21 protein-coding genes are annotated in these 25,529 nt (G+C 70.5%); 11 read left to right on the forward strand and 10 right to left on the reverse strand.

Annotated elements, in window-relative coordinates; translation table 11 throughout:
• The first annotated feature begins 183 nt into the window (after positions 1 to 183).
• The 6 genes from ACRWK8_RS02395 (at position 184) to ACRWK8_RS02420 (ending at position 10,056) form a co-directional block, all read left to right on the forward strand.
• Positions 184 to 2,865: a DUF6049 family protein gene (locus ACRWK8_RS02395; protein WP_431868081.1), complete on the forward strand. Its 2,682-nt coding sequence runs from the start codon at positions 184 to 186 to the stop codon at positions 2,863 to 2,865.
• A gap of 83 nt (positions 2,866 to 2,948) precedes the next feature.
• The gene (gene murJ, locus ACRWK8_RS02400) at positions 2,949 to 4,754 is read left to right on the forward strand and encodes a murein biosynthesis integral membrane protein MurJ (protein ID WP_431868024.1); all 1,806 of its coding nucleotides are present in this window, start codon (positions 2,949 to 2,951) and stop codon (positions 4,752 to 4,754) included.
• A 166-nt stretch (positions 4,755 to 4,920) separates the two neighbouring features.
• Positions 4,921 to 6,711, forward strand: a complete 1,791-nt coding sequence (gene murJ, locus ACRWK8_RS02405; protein WP_431868083.1) for a murein biosynthesis integral membrane protein MurJ — start codon at positions 4,921 to 4,923, stop codon at positions 6,709 to 6,711.
• Positions 6,712 to 6,957: 246 nt separating this feature from the next.
• Positions 6,958 to 8,523: a protein kinase family protein gene (locus ACRWK8_RS02410; protein ID WP_431868026.1), complete on the forward strand. Its 1,566-nt coding sequence runs from the start codon at positions 6,958 to 6,960 to the stop codon at positions 8,521 to 8,523.
• Positions 8,524 to 8,554: 31 nt separating this feature from the next.
• A complete protein-coding gene (sigM, locus tag ACRWK8_RS02415) occupies positions 8,555 to 9,181 on the forward strand; it encodes an RNA polymerase sigma factor SigM (protein ID WP_352388541.1) in 627 nt (208 codons plus the stop codon).
• A gap of 14 nt (positions 9,182 to 9,195) precedes the next feature.
• Positions 9,196 to 10,056 (forward strand): anti-sigma factor, encoded by an 861-nt coding sequence (locus ACRWK8_RS02420; protein WP_431868085.1) that lies wholly within the window; start codon positions 9,196 to 9,198, stop codon positions 10,054 to 10,056.
• Between the two features lie 31 nt (positions 10,057 to 10,087).
• On the opposite strand, the gene ACRWK8_RS02425 is transcribed toward ACRWK8_RS02420, so the two are convergent.
• On the reverse strand, positions 10,088 to 10,780 hold the full coding sequence (locus ACRWK8_RS02425; protein WP_431868029.1) for a response regulator: 693 nt from the start codon (positions 10,778 to 10,780) through the stop codon (positions 10,088 to 10,090).
• Positions 10,777 to 12,021 (reverse strand): sensor histidine kinase, encoded by a 1,245-nt coding sequence (locus tag ACRWK8_RS02430; RefSeq protein WP_431868031.1) that lies wholly within the window; start codon positions 12,019 to 12,021, stop codon positions 10,777 to 10,779. The genes ACRWK8_RS02425 and ACRWK8_RS02430 overlap by 4 nt, the downstream gene beginning before the upstream one ends.
• A gap of 174 nt (positions 12,022 to 12,195) precedes the next feature.
• Here ACRWK8_RS02430 and ACRWK8_RS02435 point away from each other — a divergent pair, with 174 nt between their 5' ends.
• From ACRWK8_RS02435 to trxA, 3 genes are all read left to right on the forward strand, one after another.
• A complete protein-coding gene (locus ACRWK8_RS02435) occupies positions 12,196 to 12,627 on the forward strand; it encodes a hypothetical protein (RefSeq protein ID WP_431868033.1) in 432 nt (143 codons plus the stop codon).
• A gap of 133 nt (positions 12,628 to 12,760) precedes the next feature.
• Entirely contained in the window at positions 12,761 to 13,693 is a 933-nt protein-coding gene (gene trxB, locus ACRWK8_RS02440; RefSeq protein ID WP_378735425.1) for a thioredoxin-disulfide reductase, read from the forward strand.
• A gap of 50 nt (positions 13,694 to 13,743) precedes the next feature.
• A complete protein-coding gene (trxA, locus tag ACRWK8_RS02445) occupies positions 13,744 to 14,067 on the forward strand; it encodes a thioredoxin (RefSeq protein WP_378735423.1) in 324 nt (107 codons plus the stop codon).
• A 258-nt stretch (positions 14,068 to 14,325) separates the two neighbouring features.
• Here the strand turns inward: trxA and ACRWK8_RS02450 are convergent, their stop codons facing one another.
• The 8 genes from ACRWK8_RS02450 to rpmH form a co-directional block, all read right to left on the reverse strand.
• Positions 14,326 to 15,282: a ParB/RepB/Spo0J family partition protein gene (locus ACRWK8_RS02450; RefSeq protein WP_431868035.1), complete on the reverse strand. Its 957-nt coding sequence runs from the start codon at positions 15,280 to 15,282 to the stop codon at positions 14,326 to 14,328.
• An 89-nt stretch (positions 15,283 to 15,371) separates the two neighbouring features.
• Positions 15,372 to 16,199, reverse strand: a complete 828-nt coding sequence (locus tag ACRWK8_RS02455; protein WP_378735419.1) for a ParA family protein — start codon at positions 16,197 to 16,199, stop codon at positions 15,372 to 15,374.
• Positions 16,200 to 16,408: 209 nt separating this feature from the next.
• Entirely contained in the window at positions 16,409 to 17,140 is a 732-nt protein-coding gene (gene rsmG, locus ACRWK8_RS02460) for a 16S rRNA (guanine(527)-N(7))-methyltransferase RsmG (RefSeq protein WP_378735417.1), read from the reverse strand.
• A gap of 415 nt (positions 17,141 to 17,555) precedes the next feature.
• On the reverse strand, positions 17,556 to 18,044 hold the full coding sequence (locus tag ACRWK8_RS02465; RefSeq protein WP_378735415.1) for a Jag family protein: 489 nt from the start codon (positions 18,042 to 18,044) through the stop codon (positions 17,556 to 17,558).
• Positions 18,045 to 18,187: 143 nt separating this feature from the next.
• A complete protein-coding gene (gene yidC / locus ACRWK8_RS02470) occupies positions 18,188 to 19,126 on the reverse strand; it encodes a membrane protein insertase YidC (protein ID WP_352388372.1) in 939 nt (312 codons plus the stop codon).
• A 28-nt stretch (positions 19,127 to 19,154) separates the two neighbouring features.
• Complete coding sequence (gene yidD, locus ACRWK8_RS02475) at positions 19,155 to 19,469, reverse strand: membrane protein insertion efficiency factor YidD (RefSeq protein WP_017545702.1); 315 nt, start codon at positions 19,467 to 19,469, stop codon at positions 19,155 to 19,157.
• A complete protein-coding gene (gene rnpA, locus ACRWK8_RS02480; RefSeq protein ID WP_378735411.1) occupies positions 19,466 to 19,957 on the reverse strand; it encodes a ribonuclease P protein component in 492 nt (163 codons plus the stop codon). Before rnpA ends, yidD begins: the two co-directional genes overlap by 4 nt.
• Positions 19,958 to 20,081: 124 nt before the next feature.
• Positions 20,082 to 20,225, reverse strand: a complete 144-nt coding sequence (gene rpmH, locus ACRWK8_RS02485) for a 50S ribosomal protein L34 (protein WP_014909187.1) — start codon at positions 20,223 to 20,225, stop codon at positions 20,082 to 20,084.
• Positions 20,226 to 20,995: 770 nt separating this feature from the next.
• Here rpmH and dnaA point away from each other — a divergent pair.
• Positions 20,996 to 23,080 (forward strand): chromosomal replication initiator protein DnaA, encoded by a 2,085-nt coding sequence (dnaA, locus tag ACRWK8_RS02490; RefSeq protein ID WP_378736152.1) that lies wholly within the window; start codon positions 20,996 to 20,998, stop codon positions 23,078 to 23,080.
• Positions 23,081 to 24,322: 1,242 nt separating this feature from the next.
• Positions 24,323 to 25,462 (forward strand): DNA polymerase III subunit beta, encoded by a 1,140-nt coding sequence (dnaN, locus tag ACRWK8_RS02495; protein WP_378735408.1) that lies wholly within the window; start codon positions 24,323 to 24,325, stop codon positions 25,460 to 25,462.
• Positions 25,463 to 25,529: the final 67 nt, after the last annotated feature.

The raw sequence follows: 25,529 nt of genomic DNA on the forward strand, positions 1-25,529 counted from the left end.
ATCTTCGGGTGAAGTGGTGGCATGTCACGGTCAGTCCGAGGCCACCAGCCCCGCTTGGGCCGAGCGCGCCGCGCGGGCACCCCGACCGACCCCGCCCCACCTTCCGTATCCCTGGCGGGACGGACACCTGGACCCGAATCAGGAAACCAAGCGTTGCGTCGAACTGCTTCCGCGGCCGCGGTCATGGCCATGACCGCCGCTCTGCTTCCGATACCGGCCACCCTCTCGCCCGCGTCGGCCGAGCCCGACGACGAGGGGGCGGCCGCTCCGCTCGTCGTGGACCGGATCACCCCGGACGCCCTGGACGAGGACAGCACCCTGCGGGTGTCGGGCGAGGTGACCAACACCACCGGGGAGACCGTCGAGGACGTCACCGTCCGCGTGCGCTACTCCCGGCACCCCTTCACCTCCCGCGACGAGCTGGACGACTTCGCCACCGGCGAGGACTGGCAGCCGAGCGCCTCGGGGCCGGACAAGGAGTTCAAGGGGAAGCTGGAGCCGGACGGCACCCTGGAGTACTCGCTGAGCACCCCCGCCGAGGATCTGGGCCTGGGCTCCTACGGGGTGTACCCCATGGTCGTCGAGGCGGTCGACGGTGACGGCGACCCCCTCGGCGCGCAGTACACCTTCCTTCCCTACACCGCCGACGACGACGTCCCCACCCTGGACCTGGCCTGGGTCTGGCCGCTGATGGACGCCCCCCAGCGCGCCGACGACGACACCTTCCTCAGCGACGAGCTGCACGGGTCGGTCGGCGCCGACGGGCGCCTCGGACGGCTCCTGGAATCCGGTGCGCAGGTCCCCCTGTCCTTCGAGGCCGGGGACGAGGACCTCGTCGAGGAACTGGGGCTGGAGGAGGACCAGGGCGTCGAGGAGAGCCCCGAGCCGACCGACGAGAGCTCACCGACCGCCGGGGAGGAGGTCACCGCGGAGGAGAGCGCCGACTCGGTCTCCCCCGAGGCGTCCGACGAGGGCACCGACGAGGAGGCGGACCCCTCCGCCTCTCCCGAGGAGGACGGCGGGAACGACGAGGACGACGGCGGTGAGGAGAGGCCGACGCGCACCGAGGGCATCCCGGTGACCTGGTCCGTCGACCCCGGAACGCTCGACGACGTCCTCCGCATGGCCGCGGCCGAGCACCAGGTCCTGGAGGGCCCCCTGGACGACCCGGCCGAGGAACCGGGCCGTCAGGGGCGCCCCGCGGACGTGGCCGCCCAGGTGTGGCTGCGCGAGGCCCGCGAGGTCCTGGCCGCCGACACCGTCGTGGCCTCCCCCTACGCCGACGCCGACCTGGTCGCGCTGCTCCTCAACGACATGAACGGTGACGCCGAGGCCTCGCTGCGGCTCGGCCAGGAGGCCGTGGCGCGCGCGCTCGCCCTGGAGGCGGACGACCGGTTCGCGGTCCCGGCCGAGGGGCTGATGGACGAGCGCGTCCAGGAGCTGTACACCGAGCACGGCGCCGACCGCTTCCTGCTGTCCGAGGAGGCGCTTCCCCCCGCCTCCTGGATCTCCACGACCCCCAGCGCGCAGGCCCCCCTGCCTGTGAGCGGGGACGAGGAAGCTGACGAGGAGCCCTACGCGCTGGTGACGGACTCCGGTCTGACCGACGTGCTGTCGATGCCCTCGTGGGAGCCGGGCGAGTCCGCCCTGGCCCTCCAGCGCTTCGCGGCGGAGACCGCGATGATCGCCGGGGAGAGCGGCGAGGGCGACCGGGTGGTCGTCGCCGCCCCCGAGCCCGGCTGGGACCCCAGCCCCGAGTTCGCCTCGGGGGTGCTGGAGGCCACGGACGGCCTGCCCTGGCTCTCCCCCGAGCGCCTGGACCGGGTCGAGCTCCCCGACTCCAAGGACCGGGAGGAGACCCGTCAGGAGCTGGACTACCCGGACCAGGCGTACGGCGACGGGCTCAGCTCCACCTACCTCGGCCAGATCGAGGACGTCAGCCGGGACGTGCGGTTGTTCAACAGCATCCTGGTCGGTGACAGCGACCCGTTCCGGCCCGCGCTGGTGCGCCTGGAGTCGGTCCACTGGCGGGACCGCGAGGCCCTCGCCGGAGCCACCCGCACCCTGGTGGTCAAGTCGGTGCAGAGCCGCCGGGAGGACGTGCGCGTCATCCCGGGTGAGCCGGTCACGCTGGCCAGCCGCACCGGGACCACCGGCGTGCTCGTGGCCAACGACCTCGAGGACGAGGCCGTCTACGTGTACCTGTCGCTCTATTCGGAGAACTCCGAGCGTCTGAGCATCGGCGAGTACACGCACCACTTCGAGATCGCCCCGGGGGCCAAGACCACGGTCTACGTCCCGTTGTCGGCCCGGATCAACGGCAGCACGAACGTGCACGTCAGCCTCCAGAACGCCGACGGTGAGCCGATCAGCTCGCAGGACACGCTGATCCAGGTGAACGCCACGGGTCTGGGCACGCAGGCCCTGCTGATCAGCGGGATCGGCCTGTTGATCCTGGTCGCGGCGCTGGCCCCGCGCGCGCTGCGCAAGTGGGCCCGCAAGCAGGCGGCCAGGGCGAAGGCGGCCGAGGCCGGAGACGGTACGGCGGACGGCGAGCGGTCCGCCGACGGCTCCGAGACCGACGCCGGTTCCGAGACCGACGCGGCCGGGACGGGCTCCGATCCCGACGTTCGCGCGCCCGGGACCGACGCACCCGACGCCGACACGTCCCAGGCCGACGCCGGTTCCGAGACCGACGCACCCGAGGGTGACGGGACGCCGGAGGGCACCACCCCGAACGCCCCCGCCGCCGGGCGGCCCTCCGACGCGACGCCCGGCGACGGGGACCGAACGGCGGACGGCGACACCACGGCCGACTCCCCCACGACCAAGGACGACCCGGACGGCAGCGGCTCCGGAAAGTGACCGCCACACCCTGATCCGCGGCGCCGTCCCCACGGCGTCGCGGCCCGAACCCTCCCCGCAGACGAAAGGAACCCTGATCCACGGTGGTCACCGACTCCCCGAACGGCGACGAGCAGTCCCCCCGTCACACGCCCAAACACACCAGGCCTCCCCACGAGGGCCCCATGCCCGGTGACAGCGCCGTCCGCCCCACCGGCGGCCCGACCCCCTCCTACGAGGAGGGCGAGCTCCCCGAGCCCGAGGCACCCGCCCCGCCGGAGGGCTCCGACTCCGGCGGCATGATGCGGTCCAGCATGATCATGGCCGTCGGCACCATGGCCTCCCGCATCACCGGCTTCGCCCGCACCATCGTGCTGGCCGCCGCCATCGGCACCCACCTGCTCGGTGACGCCTACCACACGGCGCACACGATCCCCTTCATCCTGAACGACCTGCTCATCGGCGGCCTGATGGCCTCCGTGGTCATCCCGTTCCTGGTCAAGCGGCGCAAGCGCGACGCCGACGGTGGCAAGGCCACCGAGGACCGCCTGTTCACCTCCATGGTGCTGGCGCTGCTGCTGGTGACCACGGTCGCGATCCTGGCCGCCGAGGCCCTGATCTGGCTGTACGGCTCCCGCTTCACCCCCCTGCAGTTCGAGGCGTCGGTCTACCTGGCCCGCTTCCTGCTCTCGCAGATCTTCTTCGTGGGCCTGAGCGGCCTGTTGAGCGCCATGCTCAACACGCGCGGCAAGTTCGGCGCGGCGGTCTGGGCCCCGGTGCTCAACAACGTCGTCATCATGGGCGTCGCCGCGATGTTCCTGATCGTGGCCGGTCCGGGCCGCACCCCCGAGACCGTCTCCACCGGCGAGCTCACCCTGCTGGGCGCGGGCACCGCCGCCGGCATGGCGCTCCAGGCCCTGGTCCTGTTCGTCGCCCTGACGCGGACCGGCTACCGCTGGCGCCCCCGCCTGGACCTGCGCGGCTCCGGTCTCGGTGAGGCGCTGCGCACCGCCGGGTGGATGATGCTCTACACCCTCCTGACCCAGGCGGGCCTGTGGATCACCACCAACATCGCCAACGCCGCCAACGTGGCCAGCATCGAGCAGGGCCTGGACGTCGGTGCCGGTATCAGCGCCTACAACCTGGCGTACCAGCTCTTCCAGCTCCCGTACGCGATCATCGCGGTCTCGCTGATCACCGTCCTGCTCCCCCGCATGAGCGCGCACGCGGACGACCGCGACTGGGCCTCCGTCCGCTCCGACTTCTCCCGTACGCTGCGGATCTCCGCGTTCGTGCTCGTCCCGATCGCCTTCGCCGTCGCGATGTTCGCGGAACCGCTGTCGATCCTGGCGTTCGCCCGGGGCTCGGTGTCGGTCGCGGACGCGGCCGCCATCGGCCAGATCCTCGCCGTGATGTCGCTCGGCCTGCTGCCGTTCACCGTGTTCCAGCTCATGCTGCGCGTGTTCTTCGCCATGGGCGACACCCGTACCCCGGCCCTGATCGGCCTGGCCAACCTCGCCGTTCACAGCGGTCTGGCCCTCGTCGCCTACCTGCTCCTGCCGCCGAACCTGGTCGTCGTCGGCGTCGCCTCGGGCTTCATGCTCTCGTTCCTGTCGGGCCTGACCATCGCGGGTCAGATCCTCAGTCGCAGGATCGGGGGACTTGACGGAAAGCACGTGATGGGCACATTGTTGCGGCTGCACCTGGCCGTCGTACCCAGCATCGCGGCGGGCTTCGGTGTGCTCTGGTTCTTCGAGACGCGGGTCGGACCCGGTCTGGCCACCAACGTCGGCGCCCCCCTCGTCGGCTGTGCCGTCGGCGCCCTGCTGTTCCTGCTCTCCGCCCGACTGCTGCGCGTCCCCGAGCTGAGCTCCGCCGTGGAACTCATCCGCGGCCGCCTGCGTCGATAGATGCCGTGAGCCCTTCCGGCCCCGCCCCCGCCGGACACCCCAGCCGCAAGAGTCAGAGGAAGAGGACCACCCCACGGTGTCCAGCGATCATCCCCGCCAGCACGCCGACGGTCCGGAGCCCGGACCCGAGGAAACCCACGAGGGCGCGCCCCGGCACCACCTGGTGATGCCCGAGGACGTGCTCGACGCCTACGAGCGCGCCGAACCCCGGATCGAGCCGGAGACCGGCCTGAGGACGGTCCGGGATCCCAGCGAGATCGGTGACGTCGGCACGGCGGACCGCGCGGGCCTGGAGGACGGCGACGAGATCGGCGGTGCGACGCACACCGGTCCGGGCAACATCGCCAAGTCGACGGCGATCATGGCGGTCGGCACCATCGCCTCGCGTGTGACGGGCTTCGTCCGCACCATCGTGCTCGCCGCCGCGATCGGCACCCAGCTGCTGGGTGACGCGTACCAGACCGCCGGCATGGTGCCGTACATGATCTACGACCTGCTCATCGGCGGGTTGCTGGCGAGCGTGTTCGTGCCCTTCCTGGTCAAGCGGCGCAAGCTGGACGCGGACGGCGGTGACCGGACGGAGCAGCGTCTGGTCACCCTGATGCTGCTCGCGCTGTTCGTGCTGACGCTGGTGTCGGTGCTGATCGCGGAGTGGTTCATCCGGATCTACGCGGGCGGGTTCAGCGGGGCCCAGTACGAGGTCTCCGTGATCCTCGCCCGCTACCTGGTGCTCCAGATCTTCTTCATCGGCGCCAGCGGCCTGGCCAGCGCGATGCTGAACGCGCGCAACAAGTTCGGCGCTCCGATGTGGGCGCCGGTGCTCAACAACGTCGTCATCATCGGCGTCTGCCTGTGGTTCCTGTCCCTGGCCGGTCCGGGCCGGACGCCGGACACCATCACCTCCGGCGAGCTCGCCCTGCTGGGCCTCGGCACCGCGGTGGGCCAGGTCGTCCAGGCGGGCGTGCTGGTCTGGGCGCTCGCCGCCGCGGGCTTCCGCTGGCGTCCCCGCCTGGACCTGCGCGGTTCCGGGCTGGGCGAGGCCGCCAGCGCGGCCTCGTGGATGATGCTCTACATCGTCGTCGCCCAGGTGGGCGCGCTCGTCTCCACCAACGTCGCCACGCGCGCAGGTTCGATGGCGGCCGACCTCGGTTACGAGACCGGCTCGGGCATCGCGGCGTACAAGTTCGCGTCGATGCTGTTCCAGCTTCCGTACGCGATCATCGCGGTCTCGGTGATCACCGCCCTGCTGCCCCGGATGAGCGAGCACGTCGCGGCCGGGCGCAAGGACCAGGTGCGCAGCGACTTCTCCCGGGGCTTCCGGCTCTCGTCGGTCCTGATCGTGCCCATCGCGGTGGCGATGATCGTCTTCGCGGTCCCGTTCTGCGTGATGATCTACGCGCAGGGCAGCACGAGCGCCGAGGACGCGGCGGCGATCGGGCGCATCCTCATGGTGTTCTGCGTGATGTTGATCCCCTTCACGCTCTTCCAGCTCCAGATGCGCGTGTTCTACGCGCTGGGCGACACGCGGACCCCGGCGCTGGTGTCGATCCCGTCCGAGATCGCCCACGCGGTCACGGCGCTCAGCCTGCTGTACTTCATGGCCGACAACCCGCAGGACATCGTCGTGTGGCTGCCGGTGCCCTACGGTCTCTACTACGTGGTCGGTTCGGCCATCATGTGGTACCTCCTCAACAGGAGGCTGAACGGGCTCGACGGCCGACGGACCGCGGTGACGCTGTTCAAGCTGCACGTGGCCACGGTTCCGGCGGCGGCGTTCGGCGTCCTGATGATCTTCGCCCTCGGCGGCCTGCCGGGCGACGTGTGGCCCGCCCTCGCGTCGATGGTGGCCGGAGGACTGGTCGGTGCCGTACTGTTCGTGGTTGCCGCCAAGTTCCTCAATGTGACTGAAGTCACAGCATTCCTTGATTTGGTCAGAACCCGGCTACGACGCCGCTGATCACCTGTAATGGATGACGTTGGGTGGTCGCGCCCGGGTACGTCCCGGAAGAAGCGTGACCATCCGGTGTCCTCCAAAGAGGCTGTTCAAGCGTCCTAGCATGGACAGACACCGCTTTACCGCCAGAGCATCGTTTATCCGAGCTGCCCGAAGGGAGGCTGGGGACAGCAGACAGCGCCGAACCCCCGCGCGTGCGCCCGCGACGGCGCCACGCGAACCACGGCACTGTCACCCGTCACTCCCATCATGAGCACCTTCCTGATCGAACCCGGGGCGAAGCTGGCCAACCGCTACCGACTCGACACCGTGGTGAGCGAGACCGGTGGCGCGACCCGCTGGAAGGCCACCGACGAGACGCTCGCGCGCCCCGTCGCGGTGTGGACCTTCGCGGAGGGTTTCCCCCGTACGTCCGAAGTGGTGCGCGCCGCCCGCGCGACGAGCCGTATCCCCGACGCCCGCGTCACCCAGGTCTTCGACGCCGACGACACCACCCCCGTCCCCTACGTCGTCGAGGAGTGGGTCATCGGCTCCTCCCTCGCCGAACTCCTCGCGCAGGGCCCGATGGAGCCCGAGCGCGCCGCCGGTCTGGTGGCCGAGGCCGCCGAGGCCATCGCCGCCGCGCACGCGGGAGGCCTGCACCACCTGTGCCTGACCCCGAGCAAGCTCATGTGGAGCAGCGGCGGAGCGGTCAAGGTCACCGGTATCGGGGTGGACGCCGCCCTGCTGGGGAACAACGTCCCCCAGCCCGCCGCCGTCGACGCCCAGGGCCTGGGCAACCTGCTCTACGCGGCCCTCACGGGGTACTGGCCCGGCGGTCCGCAGAGCGGTCTGCCCGGCGCACCCCAGGGGCCGATGGGCCCCTACCCGCCCGGTCAGCTCAGACAGGGCGTGGGCGAACCCCTGGCCTCCATCACCACCCGCGCGGCCCTGCCGCAGCTGGTGGGTCAGATGGTGCCCGGCCCGCCCATCTCCAGCCCGGCCGAGTTCTGCGCCGCCATGGCGGAGGTCCCCCGGCTCATCCCGTTGCCGGTCTCCCCGGCCGAGGCCGCGCCGCCCGAGCCCGGGACCTCCCGGCGCACGGGCGAGTTCGACGCCACCAACAACCAGCGCCGCACCAGCCGCACCGCCGCCGCCCCGGCCCGCGGCGCCTCCCGCCCGGCACCCTCCCGCATGGACCAGCGCGCCTCCCGTGAGGAGGGCTCGTCCACCAAACGCGTCCTGGTCGGCGCGGTCGCGGTGGTGCTGTTCGTGGCGGTCGTCGTCGGCGCCTGGTCGTTCGGCTCGATGATGAACTCCGGCACGGACGGCGAGGCCGACCCCAGCGTCAGCGCGACCGAGGACACCCCGGCCGACGCCGAACTGAGCGTCCTGGACATCTCCGACTCCGACGGCTTCGACCCGCTGGGCGACAACTCCGAGCACGGGCAGAACGCGCCGCTGGCCCACGACGGCGATCCCAGCACGGCCTGGAACACCGAGGGCTACAACGACCCGATGGGCACCGAGAAGTCCGGTGTCGGCCTGCTCCTGGACCTGGGCTCCAGCCAGGAGGTCCACGAGGTCGACCTGGTGGTGCCCTCGAGCTCCTACGGGGTCCAGATCAGGGTCGGTGACAGCAACGCCGTCTCCGACGACGCCAGCCTGGACGCCAACCTCCCCTCCGCGTGGGAGGGCGAGGTCAGCGGTGAGCAGACCGTCACCCTGGACGAGGCCGCGACCGGCCGGTACGTCCTCGTCTGGTTCACCGACCTGCCCTCGGACGACGGACGCTTCCGTGGGACCATTAACGAGGTCGAGGTTCGCGGGACCTAGTTCTACTTTGTGGGGTATGTGATCAGCGCTGATGGACGCGGCCCAGGAGCTTCCTGACACGGAGCTGTTGTCGAGGCACGCTCAGGGTGACGAACAGGCGTTCGCGGTACTGGTTCGCCGTCACCGTGAGCGCCTGTGGGCTGTCGCCGTCCGGATGATGGGCGACCCCGAGGAGGCCTCGGACGCCCTCCAGGACGCCTTCATGTCCGCGTTCCGCGCCGCCGACCGGTTCCGTGGCGAGTCGCAGGTGAGCACCTGGATGCACCGCATCGTGGTGAACGCCTGCCACGACCGCCTCAGACGCCGCAAGGTGCGTCCGGCGACCCCGACGGAGGACGAGACCCTCGACGTCATCTCCAACGACCGCCTGAGCCGTTCCGGGGGCGGACACGACCACGCCGCGCAGACCGAGGCCCGGCTGGACGTGCACGCCGCACTGGAACTCCTCCCGCTGGACCAGAGGATGGCGCTGACCCTCGTGGACATGCTCGGCTACCGGGTGGACGAGGCGGCGGAGATCCTCGAGGTCGCGTCGGGCACCGTCAAGAGCCGGTGTGCGCGAGGTCGCGCCAAACTTCTTCCCTCACTGGCCCATCTAAGGAACCCTCAGCCTCCCCGAGACGTCACATCTGGGAGAGGAGGTGCCAACCCATCGTGACGTCCCATCCTGACGTGGAGGCACTCGCCTTCTTCGCGGAGGACCTTCTGGACCCCGACGAGGAACGCTTCGTTGCCACCCACATAGAGACCTGCGCGTCCTGTGCCACGGTCCTCGACGAACTCTCGGGGGTCACCCGCGTCCTCGCCGACGAGCCCGTTCCGGCACTGCCGCAGGACGTCGCGGACCTCCTCGACGGGCGTGTGGCCGAGGCGGTGCGCGAACGCTCCGCGACCCCGGCGGCCGGGGAACCCCCTCTCGCCGACTCCTCGGCCTCCGACGCGTCGGACGCGTCCGAGGGCCCCGGGGCGGAGACGTTGGCACCGGTGGTCCCCCTCAACCGGCGGCGCGGCTTCGGCCTCCCCCACCTGATGGCGATCGCCGCCGTGACCGTGTTCGTGGTCGGTGGCGGCGCCGCGATCCTCAACGGGCAGATGAACGACCAGCAGGAGTCCACCGCCGCGTCGCCGCTGCTGGAGGAGTCCGAGTCCGAGTCGGCACCCGACACCGCCCAGTCCTACTCCGCGACCTCGGTGGCGAGCGGCACGGTCTACACGGAGGACCGGCTCGGCTCCCAGGCGGCGGAGGTCCTGGCCGCCTCGCGCGCGACGGAGGGCGCCCAGGAGGAGACCGGCACCCAGGAGCTCACGCAGCTGACCGCCGACGCGCAGGAGTGCGTCACCCGCTTCGAGAAGGACGCCGGAACACGGGTCACCCTGGTCGACGACGCCCTCTACGACGCCGGTGACGGTCCCGGACCCGCGTGGGTCCTCTTCACCCGGGACGAGGACGGAGCCGGAGTGGTGGTCCTCGACCCGAGCAGCTGCACGGACGGGGACCCCGGAGGCGGCGTGCTCTCCGAGCGTCCCCTGTAGGCGACCGCGCCACCGGTGGCGCGGCCCGTCCTCAGCGGCCGTCCCCCGCGCGCACCAGCCCGCTCTCGTAGGCGAGCACCACCAGCCCCACGCGGTCACGCACCCCGAGCTTGGCCAGGAGGCGGCCCACGTGCGTGCGCGCGGTGGCCGGGCTCAGGTGCAGTTCCGCCCCGATCTCCTGGTTGGACATCCCCCGCCCGACCAGGGCCAGCACCTCGCGCTCCCGGAAGGTGACCGCCTCCAGCCGCGCGACGGCCTCGGGCGGCGGCTCGCTCCCGGCGAGGCGTTCGATGACGCGCCGGGTGACGCCGGGCGACAGCAGGGCCTCCCCCGCCGCCACCGTGCGGACCGCGTCCCGCAGCTCACGGGGCCTGGCGTCCTTGAGCAGGAAACCGGCGGCGCCCAGGCGCAGCGCGGTGAACACGTTGGCGTCCTCGCCGAAGGTGGTGAGGACCACCACCCGGGTGTCGACATGTCGGCGGCCCGACGTGTCGACACGTCGACGTTCCAGTTCCCGGAGCACGGCGAGCCCGTCCATGACGGGCATCTGGAGGTCCAGCAGCACCACGTCCGGGCGGTGGCGGTCGACCTCGACCAGCGCCGCGCGGCCGTCCTCGGCCTCCGCCGCCACCTCGATGTCACCCTCGCGCTCCAGCAGGGAGCGCACACCGGCGCGGACGAGCTCCTGGTCGTCCACGAGCAGGACCCTCGTCGGCGCGCTCACTCCCCGCCCCCGAGCGGCAGCCGCGCGCGGACCCGGTACCCGCTCCTGGGCACCGGCCCCGCCTCCAGGGTCCCCTCCACCATCCGGACCCTCTCCCTCATCCCCGCGAGCCCCGTTCCGCCGCGCCCGCCGTCGAGCGGCTCCCGGCGCGCCCCGCCGGGGAGGGGCCCGGTCCCGTCGTCGGAGACCGTCACCGTGAGCGATTCCTCCGCGCGTTCGAGCACCACCTCGGCGGTCTCGGCCCGCGCGTGCCTGAGCGTGTTGGTCAGCGCCTCCTGGACCACCCGGTAGGCGGTGGCGTCGACCAGACCGGGCAGCTCGGGACCACCCTCGCCGGTCACCCGCACGGTCAGCCCCGCCGCGCGCACGGAGGCCACCAGGTCGTCCAGGTGCGCGAGCCCGGCCACCCGTTCGACCCCGTCCCCGTTGTCGCTCCATGGCCCGGGGTCGCGCAGCGCCCGCACCGTGGAACGCAGGTCACGCAGTCCCTCCCGGGCCGCCTGGGAGACGTGGTCCAGCTCGGCCCGGGCCACCGGTGCGTCCACCGCCCCCTCTTCCAGGGCCTCGGCCGCCACCGAGGTGTGCAGGGAGACCACGGAGAGGTGGTGGCCGACCGCGTCGTGCAGGTCCCGCGCGATCCGGGCGCGTTCGCGGGCCAGGAGTTCGGCTGACTCCGCCTCCCTCGCCTGGGCGTCCAGGACGGCGATCAACTCGCGCTGGCGGGCGCCCTCCGCCCTCTGGCGGACCCCGTCCCCCAGGGCGATCGCCGCACCCATGATGGCCACGGTCGACACCAGTTCGTACCCGAGGAGGAAGGCCGGGTCCTGGCCCTCGGCCAGCCTCGCCGTCGTGGAGACGACGACGAGCGCCGCCGCGGTCCCGACGGCCCACCGGGTGCGGTCGAAGAGGGCGGCGGAGTACAGCGCGGCGGCCGCGGGCACGGCCAGCCCGATCACCGGCAGATCCGCCACGTAGTAGACGATGAGCAGGACGGCGGTGAGCAGGAGGACCGCCAGGGGCCAGCGGCGCCGGACCAGCATGAGGAGTCCGAGCGCGGTCGCGAACGCGTAGGCCACGGTCGGTGGGAGGTCTCCCCCGCCGATCCCGGCCCCGATCGCGATCGCCACCACCGCGAAGACGGCGAACCCCAGGAGGGCGTCGACGACGACGGCCTGGCGGCCGGTGCGGTCGGTGGAGCCGGACGGGTCCTGCTGGCCGCGCGGGCCGGGGCGGTCGGGCATGCCGTGATTCTACGGAGCCCGGCCCCGTCGGCACCCCTGTTCGCGGGCGCGTCCGGCTACGCGTTTCGACGTACCCGGAGGGGATACGCGACGGACGCCCCGAGCAGGCCCCGTCCGTAGCGTGCGGGAGGTCGTCGCGGCGTCCGCCGCCCCAGAATCCACGAGGGGGACCCCATGAACCACCGTCCGGCCCCGGCCACCGGAGCCCCGCCCGGCGTGCCCTGGCCCCTGGTCCTGAGCCTGGGGGCACTGGCCCTGATACGCCCCCTGATGAGTGTCACCGGGGTCACGGAGACGATCGGTGCCCCCTGGGCACAGCTGGGCGTCACGCTGCTGGTGACGGTGGCGTGGGTTGCGGCCGTGGTCGTGGCGCACGTGCCCCGGCCCTTCGTCACCCTCGTCTGCGCGGGTGTCGCCTACGGGGTGCTCGCGGTCCTGCTCGGCGCGGTGCTGTCGCCGCTCCTCGGTGAGGGGTTCCGGGTGCCGCTCACTCACCCCCTCGCGGTGCTCTCGGTGCTCACCGTGAACGCCGTGTGGGGGGCTCTCGCCGGGGGCCTGGCCCTCGCGGTCCGGGCGGTCCGGTGGCCGGGGTCCGGGAAGGGCTGAGTCCCATACCCCACCCCCGTACGCTGCACGGATGTCGGACCGGGAATGGCGTGCGCCTACCATCGGTTGTGCTAACCATCTTTCCCTGTCACACCACCGTGGCCGGGCAGCGACTGTGTGAAGGGCCTAGAGCGTGAGTGACGTCCGCAATGTCATCATCATCGGTTCCGGACCGGCGGGGTACACCGCTGCCGTGTACGCCGCGCGCGCGGAACTGCGCCCGCTGGTGTTCGAGGGGTCCATCACGGCCGGTGGTGCGCTCATGAACACCACCGACGTGGAGAACTTCCCCGGTTTCCCGGACGGGATCATGGGCCCCGACCTCATGGACAACCTGCGCAAGCAGGCCGAGCGCTTCGGCGCCGAGCTGGTCCCCGAGGACGTCACCGACGTGGACCTGACCAAGCCGGTCAAGGAGGTCACCGTCGGCGGTGACACCTACTTCGCGCACACCGTCATCCTGGCCACCGGCTCGGGCTACCGCGAGCTCGGCGTGCCCGGTGAGAAGGAACTGTCCGGCCGGGGCACCTCCTGGTGCGCGACCTGTGACGGCTTCTTCTTCCGCGACCAGGACATCGCGGTGGCGGGCGGCGGCGACACCGCCATGGAGGAGGCCCTCTTCCTCACCCGCTTCGCCAAGTCGGTGACGGTGATCCACCGCCGCGACGAGCTGCGCGCCAGCCGGATCATGGCGGAGCGCGCCCTCGCCAACGAGAAGATCAGCTTCCTCTGGGACACCGAGGTCGTCGAGGTCGTCGGTGAGGACCGCGTCAGCGGCCTCAAGCTCGTCAACAACAAGACCAACGAGGCCAGCACGCTGGACGTCACCGGCCTGTTCGTCGCCATCGGCCACGACCCGCGCGTGGAGCTCTTCCAGAAGCAGGTCGAGCTGGACGAGGAGGGCTACGTGAAGGTGGACGCCCCGTCCACGCGGACCAACCTCGAAGGCGTCTTCGCCGCGGGCGACGTGGTCGACCACCAGTACCGTCAGGCGATCACCGCCGCGGGTACCGGCTGTTCCGCAGCGCTGGACGCCGAGCGCTTCCTCGCAGCCCTCGGCAACTAGACTCCCCGGCCCCCCTCACCCGGTTTCGTCGAACCAAGGAGAACCAAGCAGTGTCCACCGTGAAGAACGCCACCGACGCCTCCTTCGAGGAGACCGTCCTCAAGAGCGCCAAGCCCGTCCTGGTGGATTTCTGGGCCGACTGGTGCGGTCCCTGCAAGCAGATGGCCCCGGTCCTGGACAAGCTGGCCGCTGAGCACGGCGACAAGATCGAGGTCGTCAAGGTCAACACCGACCAGAACCCCGAGACGCCCCGCGCCTACAACGTCATGTCGCTGCCGACCATGAACGTCTACAAGGACGGCGAGGTCGTGAAGCAGATCATCGGCGCGAAGCCGAAGCGACTCCTGGAGAAGGAGCTGGCGGAGTTCCTCTGACCCGGAGCACCGCACACACGCACGAGAGGCCCTCAGGCGAAGCCTGGGGGCCTTTTGGCGTCCAGTCGGACTCACCCCAGGGTTGCACCCCCTGGGCCACTCACGGGCGACCTGAGGGCGCAATCAGTGGGCCAGCGACCCCCTGACCGGCTGTTTCACGTGAAACAGGCCCTCCGAACACCGCCGTCACCTGACGGCGGACACGACGATGGCGGTGTTTCACGTGAAACACCGCCATCACTCGCGAGGGTGGAGAGGTCAGTTCTCGCGGTCCATCTGACCGATGATCCGCTCCAGGTCCTCCATCGTCGCGAACTCCACGACGATCTTGCCCTTCTTCCGGCCGATGTCCACCTTCACCGTGGTGTCCAGCCGGTCACCCAGACGGGTGGCCCACTCCTCGATCTGCGGGGGGTTGTCAATCCGCCCGGCGGAGGCCCTTCGGGGCTTGTCCTCGTCCGGGATCTCCCGGAGCGCGACGATCTCCTCCAGGGACCGGACCGACAGCCCCTCGTCGTTGACCCTCTTCGCGAGGCGTTCCTGCGCCTCCGGGTCGTCGATCGACAGCAGGGCACGCGCGTGACCGGCGCTCAGCACCCCGGCCGCCACCCGCGTCTGCACCCTCCCCGGGAGGTTGAGCAGACGCAGCGTGTTGGCGATGTGCGAACGCGACTTCCCGACCTGCTGGGCCAGCTCCCCCTGGGTGGTGCCGAAGTCGTCCAGCATCTGCTGGTACGCGGCCGCCTCCTCCAGCGGGTTGAGCTGCTGCCGGTGCAGGTTCTCCAGGAGCGCCTCCCGGAGCAGTTCGTCGTCGTCCGTCCGACGCACGATCGCGGGGATGCGGTCCAACTCCGCGAGCTTGCTCGCCCGGAACCGCCGCTCCCCCATGATCAGCTCGTAGCGGGGCTGTTCCCCGCCTTCGAGCTTGCGGACCACGACGGGCTGGAGCAGACCGACCTCGATGATCGAGTCCCGCAACTCGTCCAGAGCCTCGTCGTCGAAGTAGGTCCTGGGCTGACGGGGGTTGGGGGTGATCGAGCCGAGCTCGACCTCCTCCAGGTAGGTCCCGTCCGGCATCTCCGTCGGCCCCTGGGCCGCAGGGGGTTCGGGGACGGACACCACCGTGTCGCGGACGTCCACCGGCGCGGGGGCCGCCGGCCCCTGCGGGATGAGCGCCCCCAGCCCCTTGCCCAGTCCGCGCCGCTGCTGGCTCACCGGCAACTCCCTCCACACTCCTTGTGAGTTTCCGCCCGCCCGGTCGGCCGCGCCGACCGGGCGGAGTGTTTCACGTGAAACAACCACCGTCAGCCGGGGTTGAGCCCCTCGGCCCGGAAGGCGATCTCTCGCGCCGCCTCCAGGTAGGCCACGGCGCCGGTCGATCCCGGGTCGTAGGTCATGACGGACTGCCCGTAGCTGGGCGCCTCGGAGACACGGACGCTCCTCGGTACCAGCGACTTCAGGACGAGCTCTCCGAAGTGCGAGCGCACCTCGTCGGCCACCTGCTGGGCGAGCCGGGTCCGACCGTCGTACATCGTCAGCAGGATCGTGCTGACCGACAGTCCCGTGTTCAGGTGCGACTTGACCAGTTCCACGTTGCGCAGAAGCTGGCCGAGCCCCTCCAGCGCGTAGTACTCGCACTGGATCGGGATCATGACCTCGTCGCACGCCACCATCGCGTTGACCGTCAGCAGGCCGAGCGAGGGCGGGCAGTCGATGAGGATGTAGTCGAGGTCCGAGGTGTCGTAGGCCGCGAAGGCCCGCTTGAGTCGGGCCTCCCGCGCCACGAGGGAGACCAGTTCGATCTCCGCGCCCGCGAGGTCGATGGTGGCCGGAGCGCACCACAGGTTGGGGATGTCCGGAACCGGCTGGGCCAGCTTGCGGATCTCCTCGTCCTCGACGAGACAGTGGTAGATGGACCGGGTCTGGGTGTCGCGCTCCATGCCGAGAGCGGTGGAGGCGTTCCCCTGCGGGTCGAGGTCGACCACGAGGACGCGCTGTCCGTTCATGGCGAGGGCGGCGGCGATGTTCACCGTCGTGGTGGTCTTGCCGACCCCGCCCTTCTGGTTGGCGACGCTGATGATCCGGCAGGCCTTGGGACGAGGCCAGGGGTCCTCGTGCGCACGGCCCGTCATCGCGGCTCGGGCCGCCCGGGCGAGAGGAGTGTCGGGGACGCTGTCGGGGGCCGCCTCGCCACTCCATGTTTCACGTGAAACAGGGGGCTGGCCCGCCGTGGAGTCGATCGGTGTTTCACGTGAAACATCGAGCAGGTCTCCATAGGCGCCCGCCGGTGTTTCACGTGAAACACCGGCGTCGTCGGCTGGGTTCTGGGGCACGAATGAGTTCACCTCTTCCGTCCGCGCTTCTTCTTGCCGTTCCGCGCCTTCTTCTGGGAGCCTCCCGACGCGGGCGGGCCACCGTCGGATGTCACCGTGACGCGAACGACCGTGGTAGCGGGATCGACTTTACCCCGCCCCACCCTGATCACATCGCTCACGCCAGGGCGCAGTTTCGAAACGTCTTCCCGGGCCTCCGCGAGTTCGGCCTCCGCCTGCTCCCCCTTGAGGGCCAACAGGCTGCCGTCCTTGCGCAGCAGGGGGAGCGACCAACCGGCCAGCCGGGCCAGCGGAGCCACCGCACGGGCCGTCACGAAGTCGGTGTACAGCTCGCCGTGCGCCTCCTCGGCGCGCCCCCGGCGCACCTCCACGTTGGTCAGCCCCAGGGTCCGGACCGCCTCGTCGAGGAAGACCGTCCTCCGCAGCAGGGGCTCCAGGAGGATCATCCTGATGTCGGGGCGCAGCAGACCCAGCACCAGCCCCGGCAGGCCCGCACCGGAACCGATGTCCACCACCTCGGCGCCCTCGGGGATCAGCTCCTCCACGACGGCGCAGTTGATGAGGTGCCGCTCCCAGAGGCGGGGCACCTCGCGCGGGCCGATCAGCCCGCGACGCACCCCGTCGTCGGCGAGCAGTTCGGCGTAGCGGGTCGCCACGGGCAGGGTGTCGCCAAAGACCGCGACCGCCTCCGGGGGCGGGGCGGGGAGCGTGGCGCCGGGCTCCTCAGTGCCCGAGGTCATCGGTCACCACCTGTCGGAACTCGTCCATCGTCACTTCCATGAACCGTTGGGTCGTCATGTCGACCTGTCCACAAGGGGACAGGGACCGAACGACGCGGGAAGCGCGCGTCGGATCGCGGCCGACCGCGCGCATGGGGGTTCGTCCCTCCCCCACACGGATCGTGTGGTTCGCGACTCCACTCGCGGAGCCACCCCGGGGGTACCGAGGGTGGGACGACTCGTGGTGGGAAGGTCCCCGCAGACGATCCTACGCGGGGGCCGCACCGGTGTTTCACGTGAAACACCCCTTGCGTCCGACTCGGTCCCGGGACCTCCGTCCGGGTGGGTCCCGCGCCGGTGACCCACCGCCCCTCCGGGCATGACGAAGGGGCGGTGTTTCACGTGAAACACCGCCCCTCGACCGCCCGTCCGTCGCCTAGTCGGCGGGGTGGACCACCACGTAGCGGTTGGGCTCCTCGCCCTCGGACTCGCTGCGCAGTCCGGCCGCGGCGACCGCGTCGTGCACCACCTTGCGCTCGAACGGCGTCATCGGCTCCAGCGGGTGGACCTCGCCGGTCTCCTTGACCTTCGTGGCCGCCTCGGCGCCGATCTGGAAGAGCACCTTCCGGCGGCCGTCGCGGTAGCCGCCGATGTCCAGCATCAGTCGGCTGCGCTCACCCGTGGCCCGGTGGACGGCCAGACGGGTCAGCTCCTGGAGCGCCTCCAGGACCTCGCCGTCCTGACCGATCAGCTCGTCCAGGGTCGCCCCGACGACGGAGACCATCGCGCGGTCGCCCTCGACGTCCATGTCGATGTCGCCGTCGAAGTCCGCGATGTCGAGCAGACCCTCGATGTAGTCCGCGGCGATGTCGCCCTCGTTCTCCAGGGCCTCGACGTCGACTCCCGCCTCAGGTGCGTCAGCCACCGCCACACCACCGCTCTCTTCCTCGCTACGTCCCACAGCGATCCCGTCTCCTCTATCCGTCAGTCCCTGGCCGCCGTACGCCTCAGGGGCATTCTCGCCTGCGCACTCGAAAGTCGTGAACGCCGACACGAAACAGGGAGGCCCTACTTGGCGCCGCCGCCGCGCTTGGAACGCGTCTGCTTCTTCGGCTGTTTGCGTTCGATCTTAGGCTGTTCCACCGGCTCCGGAGCGGTTTCCGGAGCCTTCTTGCGGCCGAGCATGCCCTTGGCCGAACCCTTGGAGGAGGAGCCCTTCGAGGACTCGGTGTCCGTGCCGGGCGCGGGCTGGTTCCGGTACAGGAAGTGCTGCTGCACCATCGTCCACACGTTGGAGGTGACCCAGTAGACCAGCACACCGATCGGCATCATGAGGCCGAAGAGCCCGAAGGCCGGCGCCATGTACATCATGATCTTCTGGGTCTGCATCATCGGGTTGTCAGGCTGCTGCGCGATGCTGCGCTTGATGCTCTGACGCATGGTGAGGAACGTCGTGACGCCCATGACCACACACGCGATGGCGATGACGACCTTGGCCATGATGGGGTCGGTCGCGCCCAGCGCCCGCAGCTCGTCCGCCGGGGTGTTGAACTGGGCGGCGATCGGGGCGTGGAAGATCAGCGCCTCACGGGCGCTGTCCGCGAGCTCCTGGGTGAAGCCGAACTGCACCTTGCCCTCGGCCACGCTGCGCAGCACGCTGAACAGGGCGAAGAAGACCGGCATCTGGAGCAGCAGCGGGAGGCAGCCCATGATGGGGTTGGTGCCGCTCTCCTGGTAGAGCTTCATCGACTCCCGCTGGAGCCGCTCCTTGTCGTGCTTGTAGCGCTCCCGAAGCTTCATGATCTTCGGCTGCACTTCCTGCATCTTGCGCTGCGTGTTCATCTGCTTGACGAACAGCGGCACCATCAGCAGACGCATCAGGCAGGTCAGCAGCACGATGGACAGGCCCCACGCCCACCCGCTGTCGGGGTTCAGGCCAACGATGGTCAGACCCGAGTGGATCCAGACCAACACGTGGCCGATGATGTTGTAAAGCCAGTCCAGCACCGGCCAACTCCTCGGTGATTCGGTTCAGCTACTGGTCCCCGGAAGCGGTGCCGGTGTGCCCGGTTCCGCCCGTAGACTCCTCGGACTCCTCGTTCCGGCGCCCCTTGGGCGGCGGAACCGGATCAAGACCCCCCGGGTTGAACGGGTGGCAGCGGGCGATGCGCCTGACCGTCAGCCACAACCCGCGAAGCCCCCCGTGGACGCGCAGCGCCTCGACGCCGTACGCGCTGCACGAGGGGTAGAAACGACAGACCGGGGGGAAGAGCGGGCTGATGAAGCGCTGGTACCCCCGGATGGGCAGGATCAGCAGCCGTGCGAACGACGTCGGTCTGTGCTCGGTCATTGCTGCGCCCACCGTTCTGCGCCCTCCTGGGGGCGACGGTCACCGTCTGCTTCACTCTTCGCCGACCCGACCGGTTCGGGGCGTGGGCCCCCGCGGCCGCGCCGACGCTTGTCGGCCCCACGGGGACGCTGCGCCGCGGCGATCGCGCTGTCGAGTTGTACCGCCAGGTCCGCCTGCCGCAGGTTCGCGGCCGAGGGCCTGGCCCGCACTACCAGCAGGCTACCGTTTGGCAGAACAGCCAACCGTGAGCGCATCAGGTGCCGGAGGCGCCGCTGCACGCGTTTGCGGACGACGGCTCCCCCGACGGCCTTGCTCACGACGAAACCGACGCGCGGCGGTGCCGGTGCGTCGGTGTGGTCACTGTCGCCGGACGGTTTCCGGGGAGCGAGGTAGATGACGCCCAAAGCGTCACGCGAGGAGCGCCGACCGGAACGCATGACCGTTCCGAACTCGGCGCTGTGGCGCATCCGGTTCTCCGGCGACAACATCGGGGTTCCTCCGGGAGAGGGGTGCGGCACGGCCCCCGGCTACCGGTTCCGTGCCCCACGACAAAGGGACCGACCGGCGAGAAGGCCGGACCGGTCCCAGTGAAGACTTGAGGCTTGACGTGGCCTAGTGGCTCACGGTCAGCGCGGCGCGTCCCTTGCGACGTCGCGAGGCGATGATGGCGCGACCGGCGCGCGTACGCATGCGCAGCCGGAAGCCGTGGACCTTCGCGCGACGCCGGTTGTTCGGCTGAAACGTACGCTTGCTCACTACTGGCTCCAGGGGCGTGTCAGGAAAGTACTACGACAGACCCCCAGGATATGCGGGGCCTTACAGTGCGTGCGACGAGGCCGCGACTTCGTGGCTGGCACGAGCGCAGGCAGAATCGTCGGCATAAGCATAAAGAACATACGACCTGGTCGGGTCGTGGTCAAATCGGCCCCGCTGACCGTCCAGCGAGGGGAGGCCGGGCCCGGCTCGACCGGTGGCGGACGCCACCGGCCACAGTCTACCCGCCTCCCTGTGGACAACCGGTTGTCCACAGCGTGTGAGACTTCCCCAAGGGGTGGGGGCTGTGGATAACCTCAACCTGTGGATAACTCGCCCCCGAGACTGTCCACAGCCACCCCAAACCTGTGGACAATCGCTGTACACACCCCCTGAACTGGGGATTGTGGATAACCTCCCGATACACACAGGGGTCTGCCATCCTGTGGATAAACCTGTGGACAAGGTGTGGACAACCTCCGGAAGCTGTGGATACCCGAAGGTAGTCACACTCCTGGACTCCAGACTTCGCGTCCGTTGTCCACAGGCCGCGCACGACCCGAACGACCGCCCGCGAACCGGAACCCCGGCCCGGCACCTCCCTCAGGGGAGGACAATGGGACGTGTGGGCCCCGTGGGGTCCCCGCCCCCAGAGACACGCCGGACCGAACGCCCCCGTCCCCTCACCGCCTCCCACCGCACCGAACAGATCCGCACCGAAGGGACAGCAACCATGGCAGGTCACCTTGGCTGAAGCACAGGTCAACCTCGCAATGGTCTGGTCGAGCGTGCTGGACGGGATCGACCACGACTCCCTCCCCGCACACCAGCGTGCCTGGCTGCCGCAGACCCGTCCGCTGGGTCTGATCGAGGACACGGCGCTGATCGCGGCGCCCAACGAGTTCACCAAGAAGGTCCTGGAGACGCGCCTCTACCCGGCGATCAGCAAGGCGCTCTCGGCACACCTGGGACGGGAGATCCGGGTCGCGGTCACCGTGGACCCCACCGCCGTGCCCACCCCTCCCCCGACTCCCTCCCCCTACGGAGTGAGCAGGGACACGGGCGCGCACACGTCGCTCTCCGCGCCGCCCGAGCAGCCCCCGGCGCCGGGCCGCGCCGACCAGCCCTCCGTCCACGAACCCCGTGGCCAGCACGCCCGTCCAGCCGGACCGCACCCCTTCGACGCACCCCAGCGGCCGCAGGCCCCGCACCCGTCCGAGGCGCTCGGCGCCCACCCTGGGCACGCGCGTGCCCAGGAGGCGCAGGCCGACCTGCTCGGCCCCGCCTCCTCCGCACAGGGCCCGCGGCCCGCCGAACGCGGACCTGCGCCCCAGCAGGGACCGGCGCCCCAGCAGCACGGGCACGTGACCGCTGACGGCCGGGCCCCGCACGTTCCGGAGCGGTCCTCCCAGGGCCCGGCCCCCGCACCGGCACGGCCCGCCACGGACCTCCCCGCGCACGGCGCCCAGCAGCCGCTCCCCGATCCCCCCGCGCGCCCCCAGGAGGGGCACCGGACGGCGTTCCCCGCGGCCTCGGCCACCGGATGGGAACAGCCCGCCCAGGAGCAGCTGTGGCAGCAGCAGAGCTGGTCGGACGCGTCGTGGGACGAGCCCAACCGCTGGGAGAGCCCGGCCCCGAGGCCCGGCCCGGAGCCCGCGCCCGTCGCGGAACCGGCCCCGAGCGCGCACGAGGCCGCCCCCGCGCCCGTCGAGCCCGTGGCTGATCCCCCGGCGGCGGAGGAGAGCGAACCCGCCGCACCGTCCGCACCGGCACCCGCCCCGACCTCTCCGCCCGGGCGGTCCCAGGAGATCCCGCCCGGTGAGCACGCGCGGCTGAACCCGAAGTACACCTTCGACACCTTCGTCATCGGCTCCAGCAACCGGTTCGCGCACGCGGCCTCGGTCGCTGCGGCGGAGGCCCCCGCGAAGGCGTACAACCCGCTGTTCATCCACGGCGGTTCGGGACTGGGCAAGACCCACCTCCTCCACGCCATCGGCCACTACACGCACCGGCTCTACGAGGGCTCACGGGTGCGGTACGTGAGCTCGGAGGAGTTCACCAACGAGTTCATCAACTCGATCCGGGACGGCAAGGCGGACGGGTTCCGGCGCCGCTACCGGGACATCGACGTGCTCCTGGTGGACGACATCCAGTTCCTGGAGAACAAGGAGCAGACGCAGGAGGAGTTCTTCCACACGTTCAACACGCTCCACAACTCCGACAAGCAGATCGTCATCTCCAGTGACCGGCCGCCCAAGCAGCTGACCACGCTGGAGGACCGGATGCGGAGCCGGTTCGAGTGGGGCCTGCTGACGGACGTCCAGCCGCCGGAGCTGGAGACCCGCATCGCGATCCTGCGGAAGAAGGCCGCGCAGGAGGGCCTGGCGGCCCCGCCCGAGGTCCTGGAGTTCATCGCCAGCAAGATCTCCACCAACATCCGGGAGCTGGAGGGGGCGCTGATCCGGGTGACCGCCTTCGCCAGCCTGAACCGGCAGTCCGTGGACCTGGACCTGACCGGCCAGGTACTGCGCGACCTGGTCCCCAACGCCGAGGTCCCGGAGGTCACGGCCAGCGCGATCATGTCCCAGACCGCGGCCTACTTCGGGCTGAGCCTGGAGGACCTGTGCGGGACCTCCCGGTCCCGGGTCCTGGTCACGGCCCGGCAGATCGCCATGTACCTGTGCCGTGAGCTCACCGACCTCTCCCTGCCGAAGATCGGGCAGCAGTTCGGCCGGGACCACACCACGGTCATGCACGCCGACCGCAAGGTCCGGGCGCTGATGGCGGAGCGCCGCTCCATCTACAACCAGGTGCACGAGCTGACCAGCCGGATCAAGGACCAGCCCTCGCTGACCTGACCGACGTGCCGGGCGTACGACGACCGGAGGGGCGGGCCCGCCAGTGCGGCGGCCCGCCCCTCCGCCGTGTCCGGGGGTGTCTCCGGGTACCCGCGGGCCCCCGGTCCGTGCGCCTGTCCCCGTGTCCCCGTGTCTCCGTGTCCGCCTGTCGACGTGTCCCCGAGTCGACGTGTCGACTTCTCTCCCCGTCCCGCGCCCGTCGGGAGGCCCGTGACCGCGCCGGTGGGCCTCCGTGCGCACGCTCGCGCCTGTCCACAGTCTCCGGGGCTCCCCCGAAACCACCCGGGCCGAGTTATCCACAGGCTTGTGTGGGTGTTGGCACCCTGGGGAGAGGTACGTCCGTGTCATGGCCGAGCAGTACGGTGCGTACCGGACACGCACTGTTTCCCCTGGTTTCCCGGGTGTGCGGAGCCTGTTGCGCTGGCCACAGCGGGGGTGAAGGTCGCCGGTCAGGGGCCGTGACGAGGAACGGGACCAGCGCTTCGCGAAGGACCTGTGGAAAACCCTGTGCACAGACTCTTTGTCCAGGTTCGCGCGCTCTGCGCCGGGCTCCGAAAAAAAGTTTGGGGTTTTCTCGGCGGAGTTATCCACAGAGAGGGGTCGAATTCTGTGGACAACCCTGTGGATAACCTGTGGACAACAGCCCCGCGCCTGTGGGTAACCCAGGGTCGCCCTGTGGACACGGCCACCGATGATCGGACCACGGAACCCCCAGGCACTGTGGACAACTTGGGGAAAAGCTGTGGACGAACCTGTGGACGCTCTGTGGACAAGCTGAGGGGCCCTCTGGTTGTCCACAGCGGGCCCGAGTTACGCACAGGGTCATCCACAGGCCCTGTGGACAAAAATTCGCAGTCTGACCTGCGAGAACAAGGGTTATCCACACTATCCACAGGCCCTACTACTACGACGCACTTTCATTAACCAAGATGTGGCGTCAAAACAGCTTCGCGGAAAATCTGTGGACAAACGCCTGAGATCGAGGTGACGGCGGGTCAGTCCCGAGCTGTCAGCGGCAGCGGGTGAATCCGGGTAACGTGTGGTCTCGCCCCTGTCCTCCGCCGCCCGGATCTGAGCGGTGACCCCTACGGAGTCCGAGACCGCTCCAGCGGCACGGTCCGCCCTCGTCGCGGACGCTGTCCACACCCTGGGGACACGCCCCCGGCGGATCCACGAGACACCCACGAGCTGCAACGTTGAGGCTGCGACCGGTCCCCGGTCGGGCGGAAAGTGAGTCGGAGAGTGAAGTTCCGGGTCGAACGCGACGTACTGGCCGACGCTGTCGCCTGGACAGCGCGCACACTGCCCTCGCGTCCCTCTGTACCGGTCCTCGCCGGAATCCTGCTGGACGCGGGTGAGATCGACGGCCGACAGCGGGTGCGCCTGTCCGGCTTCGACTACGAGGTCTCCGCGCAGGTCTCCGTCGACATCGAGATCGAGGAGCCCGGGCAGACCCTGGTCTCCGGACGCCTCCTCGCCGAGATCACCCGCAACCTTCCTCCACAGACTGTGGAGATCTCCACGGACGGCCCCAAGGTCGTCGTGAGCTGCGGCAGCGCCAAGTTCACCCTGAACACGATGCCGGTCGAGGACTACCCGTCCCTCCCGGAGATGCCCGGCGTGAGCGGGACCGTCGGCAGCGACGCCTTCGCCGCCGCCGTCAGCCAGGTCGCCGTGGCGGCCGGCCGTGACGACACGCTCCCGATGCTCACCGGCATCCGGGTCGAGATCGAGGGCGAGACCATCACCCTCGCCTCCACCGACCGCTACCGCCTCGCCGTCCGCGAGCTGAACTGGAAGCCGGAGAACCCGGACCTGTCCGCGGTCGCGCTGGTTCCGGCCAAGACCCTCCACGACACCGCCAAGTCGCTCACCTCGGGCGCCGAGGTCTCCATCGCCCTGTCGGGCAGCGAGACCGGCGAGGGCATGATGGGCTTCGAGGGCGGCGGCCGACGCACCACCACGCGTCTGCTCGACGGTGAGTTCCCCAAGTACCGCGCCCTGCTGCCGGACACCTTCAACACCGTCGCGGAGGTCAGCCGCTCCGAGTTCGTCGAGGCCGTCAAGCGCGTCTCGCTGGTCGCCGAGCGCAACACCCCGCTGCGGCTCGCCTTCACCCAGGGCGCGCTGGTCCTGGAGGCGGGCACCGGTGAGGACGCGCAGGCCGTGGAGACCCTGGAGGCGGACCTCGACGGCGAGGACATCCAGATCGCCTTCAACTCCGGGTTCCTGCTGGACGGGCTGGGCGCCATCGGCACCGACGTGGCCCGCCTGCACTTCACCACCTCGACCAAGCCCGCGATCCTCACCGGGAAGCCCGCTGAGGAGGGTGCTTCCCCCGAGTACCGCTACCTGATCATGCCGGTCCGCCTCTCCGGCTGACCGGAACGCCCGTTCCACCGACGAGCGTCCGCCGCCCGGCCCGTGCACAGCGCCACGGGCCGGTCGG

The organism is Nocardiopsis eucommiae (genome assembly GCF_965344335.1).
Classification (GTDB): domain Bacteria; phylum Actinomycetota; class Actinomycetes; order Streptosporangiales; family Streptosporangiaceae; genus Nocardiopsis; species Nocardiopsis eucommiae.

Excerpts from the sequence above, each read along its gene's own strand:
- ACRWK8_RS02435 (WP_431868033.1), top strand. The coding sequence starts at position 12,196 with ATGAACCACCGTCCGGCCCCGGCCACCGGAGCCCCGCCCGGCGTGCCC.
- dnaA (WP_378736152.1), top strand. The coding sequence starts at position 20,996 with ATGGTCTGGTCGAGCGTGCTGGACGGGATCGACCACGACTCCCTCCCC.
- sigM (WP_352388541.1), top strand. The coding sequence starts at position 8,555 with ATGGACGCGGCCCAGGAGCTTCCTGACACGGAGCTGTTGTCGAGGCAC.
- rsmG (WP_378735417.1), bottom strand. The coding sequence starts at position 17,140 with ATGACCTCGGGCACTGAGGAGCCCGGCGCCACGCTCCCCGCCCCGCCC.
- ACRWK8_RS02395 (WP_431868081.1), top strand. The coding sequence starts at position 184 with ATGGCCATGACCGCCGCTCTGCTTCCGATACCGGCCACCCTCTCGCCC.
- rnpA (WP_378735411.1), bottom strand. The coding sequence starts at position 19,957 with ATGTTGTCGCCGGAGAACCGGATGCGCCACAGCGCCGAGTTCGGAACG.
- yidD (WP_017545702.1), bottom strand. The coding sequence starts at position 19,469 with ATGACCGAGCACAGACCGACGTCGTTCGCACGGCTGCTGATCCTGCCC.
- ACRWK8_RS02455 (WP_378735419.1), bottom strand. The coding sequence starts at position 16,199 with ATGACGGGCCGTGCGCACGAGGACCCCTGGCCTCGTCCCAAGGCCTGC.
- murJ (WP_431868083.1), top strand. The coding sequence starts at position 4,921 with ATGCCCGAGGACGTGCTCGACGCCTACGAGCGCGCCGAACCCCGGATC.
- ACRWK8_RS02430 (WP_431868031.1), bottom strand. The coding sequence starts at position 12,021 with ATGCCCGACCGCCCCGGCCCGCGCGGCCAGCAGGACCCGTCCGGCTCC.
- ACRWK8_RS02410 (WP_431868026.1), top strand. The coding sequence starts at position 6,958 with ATGAGCACCTTCCTGATCGAACCCGGGGCGAAGCTGGCCAACCGCTAC.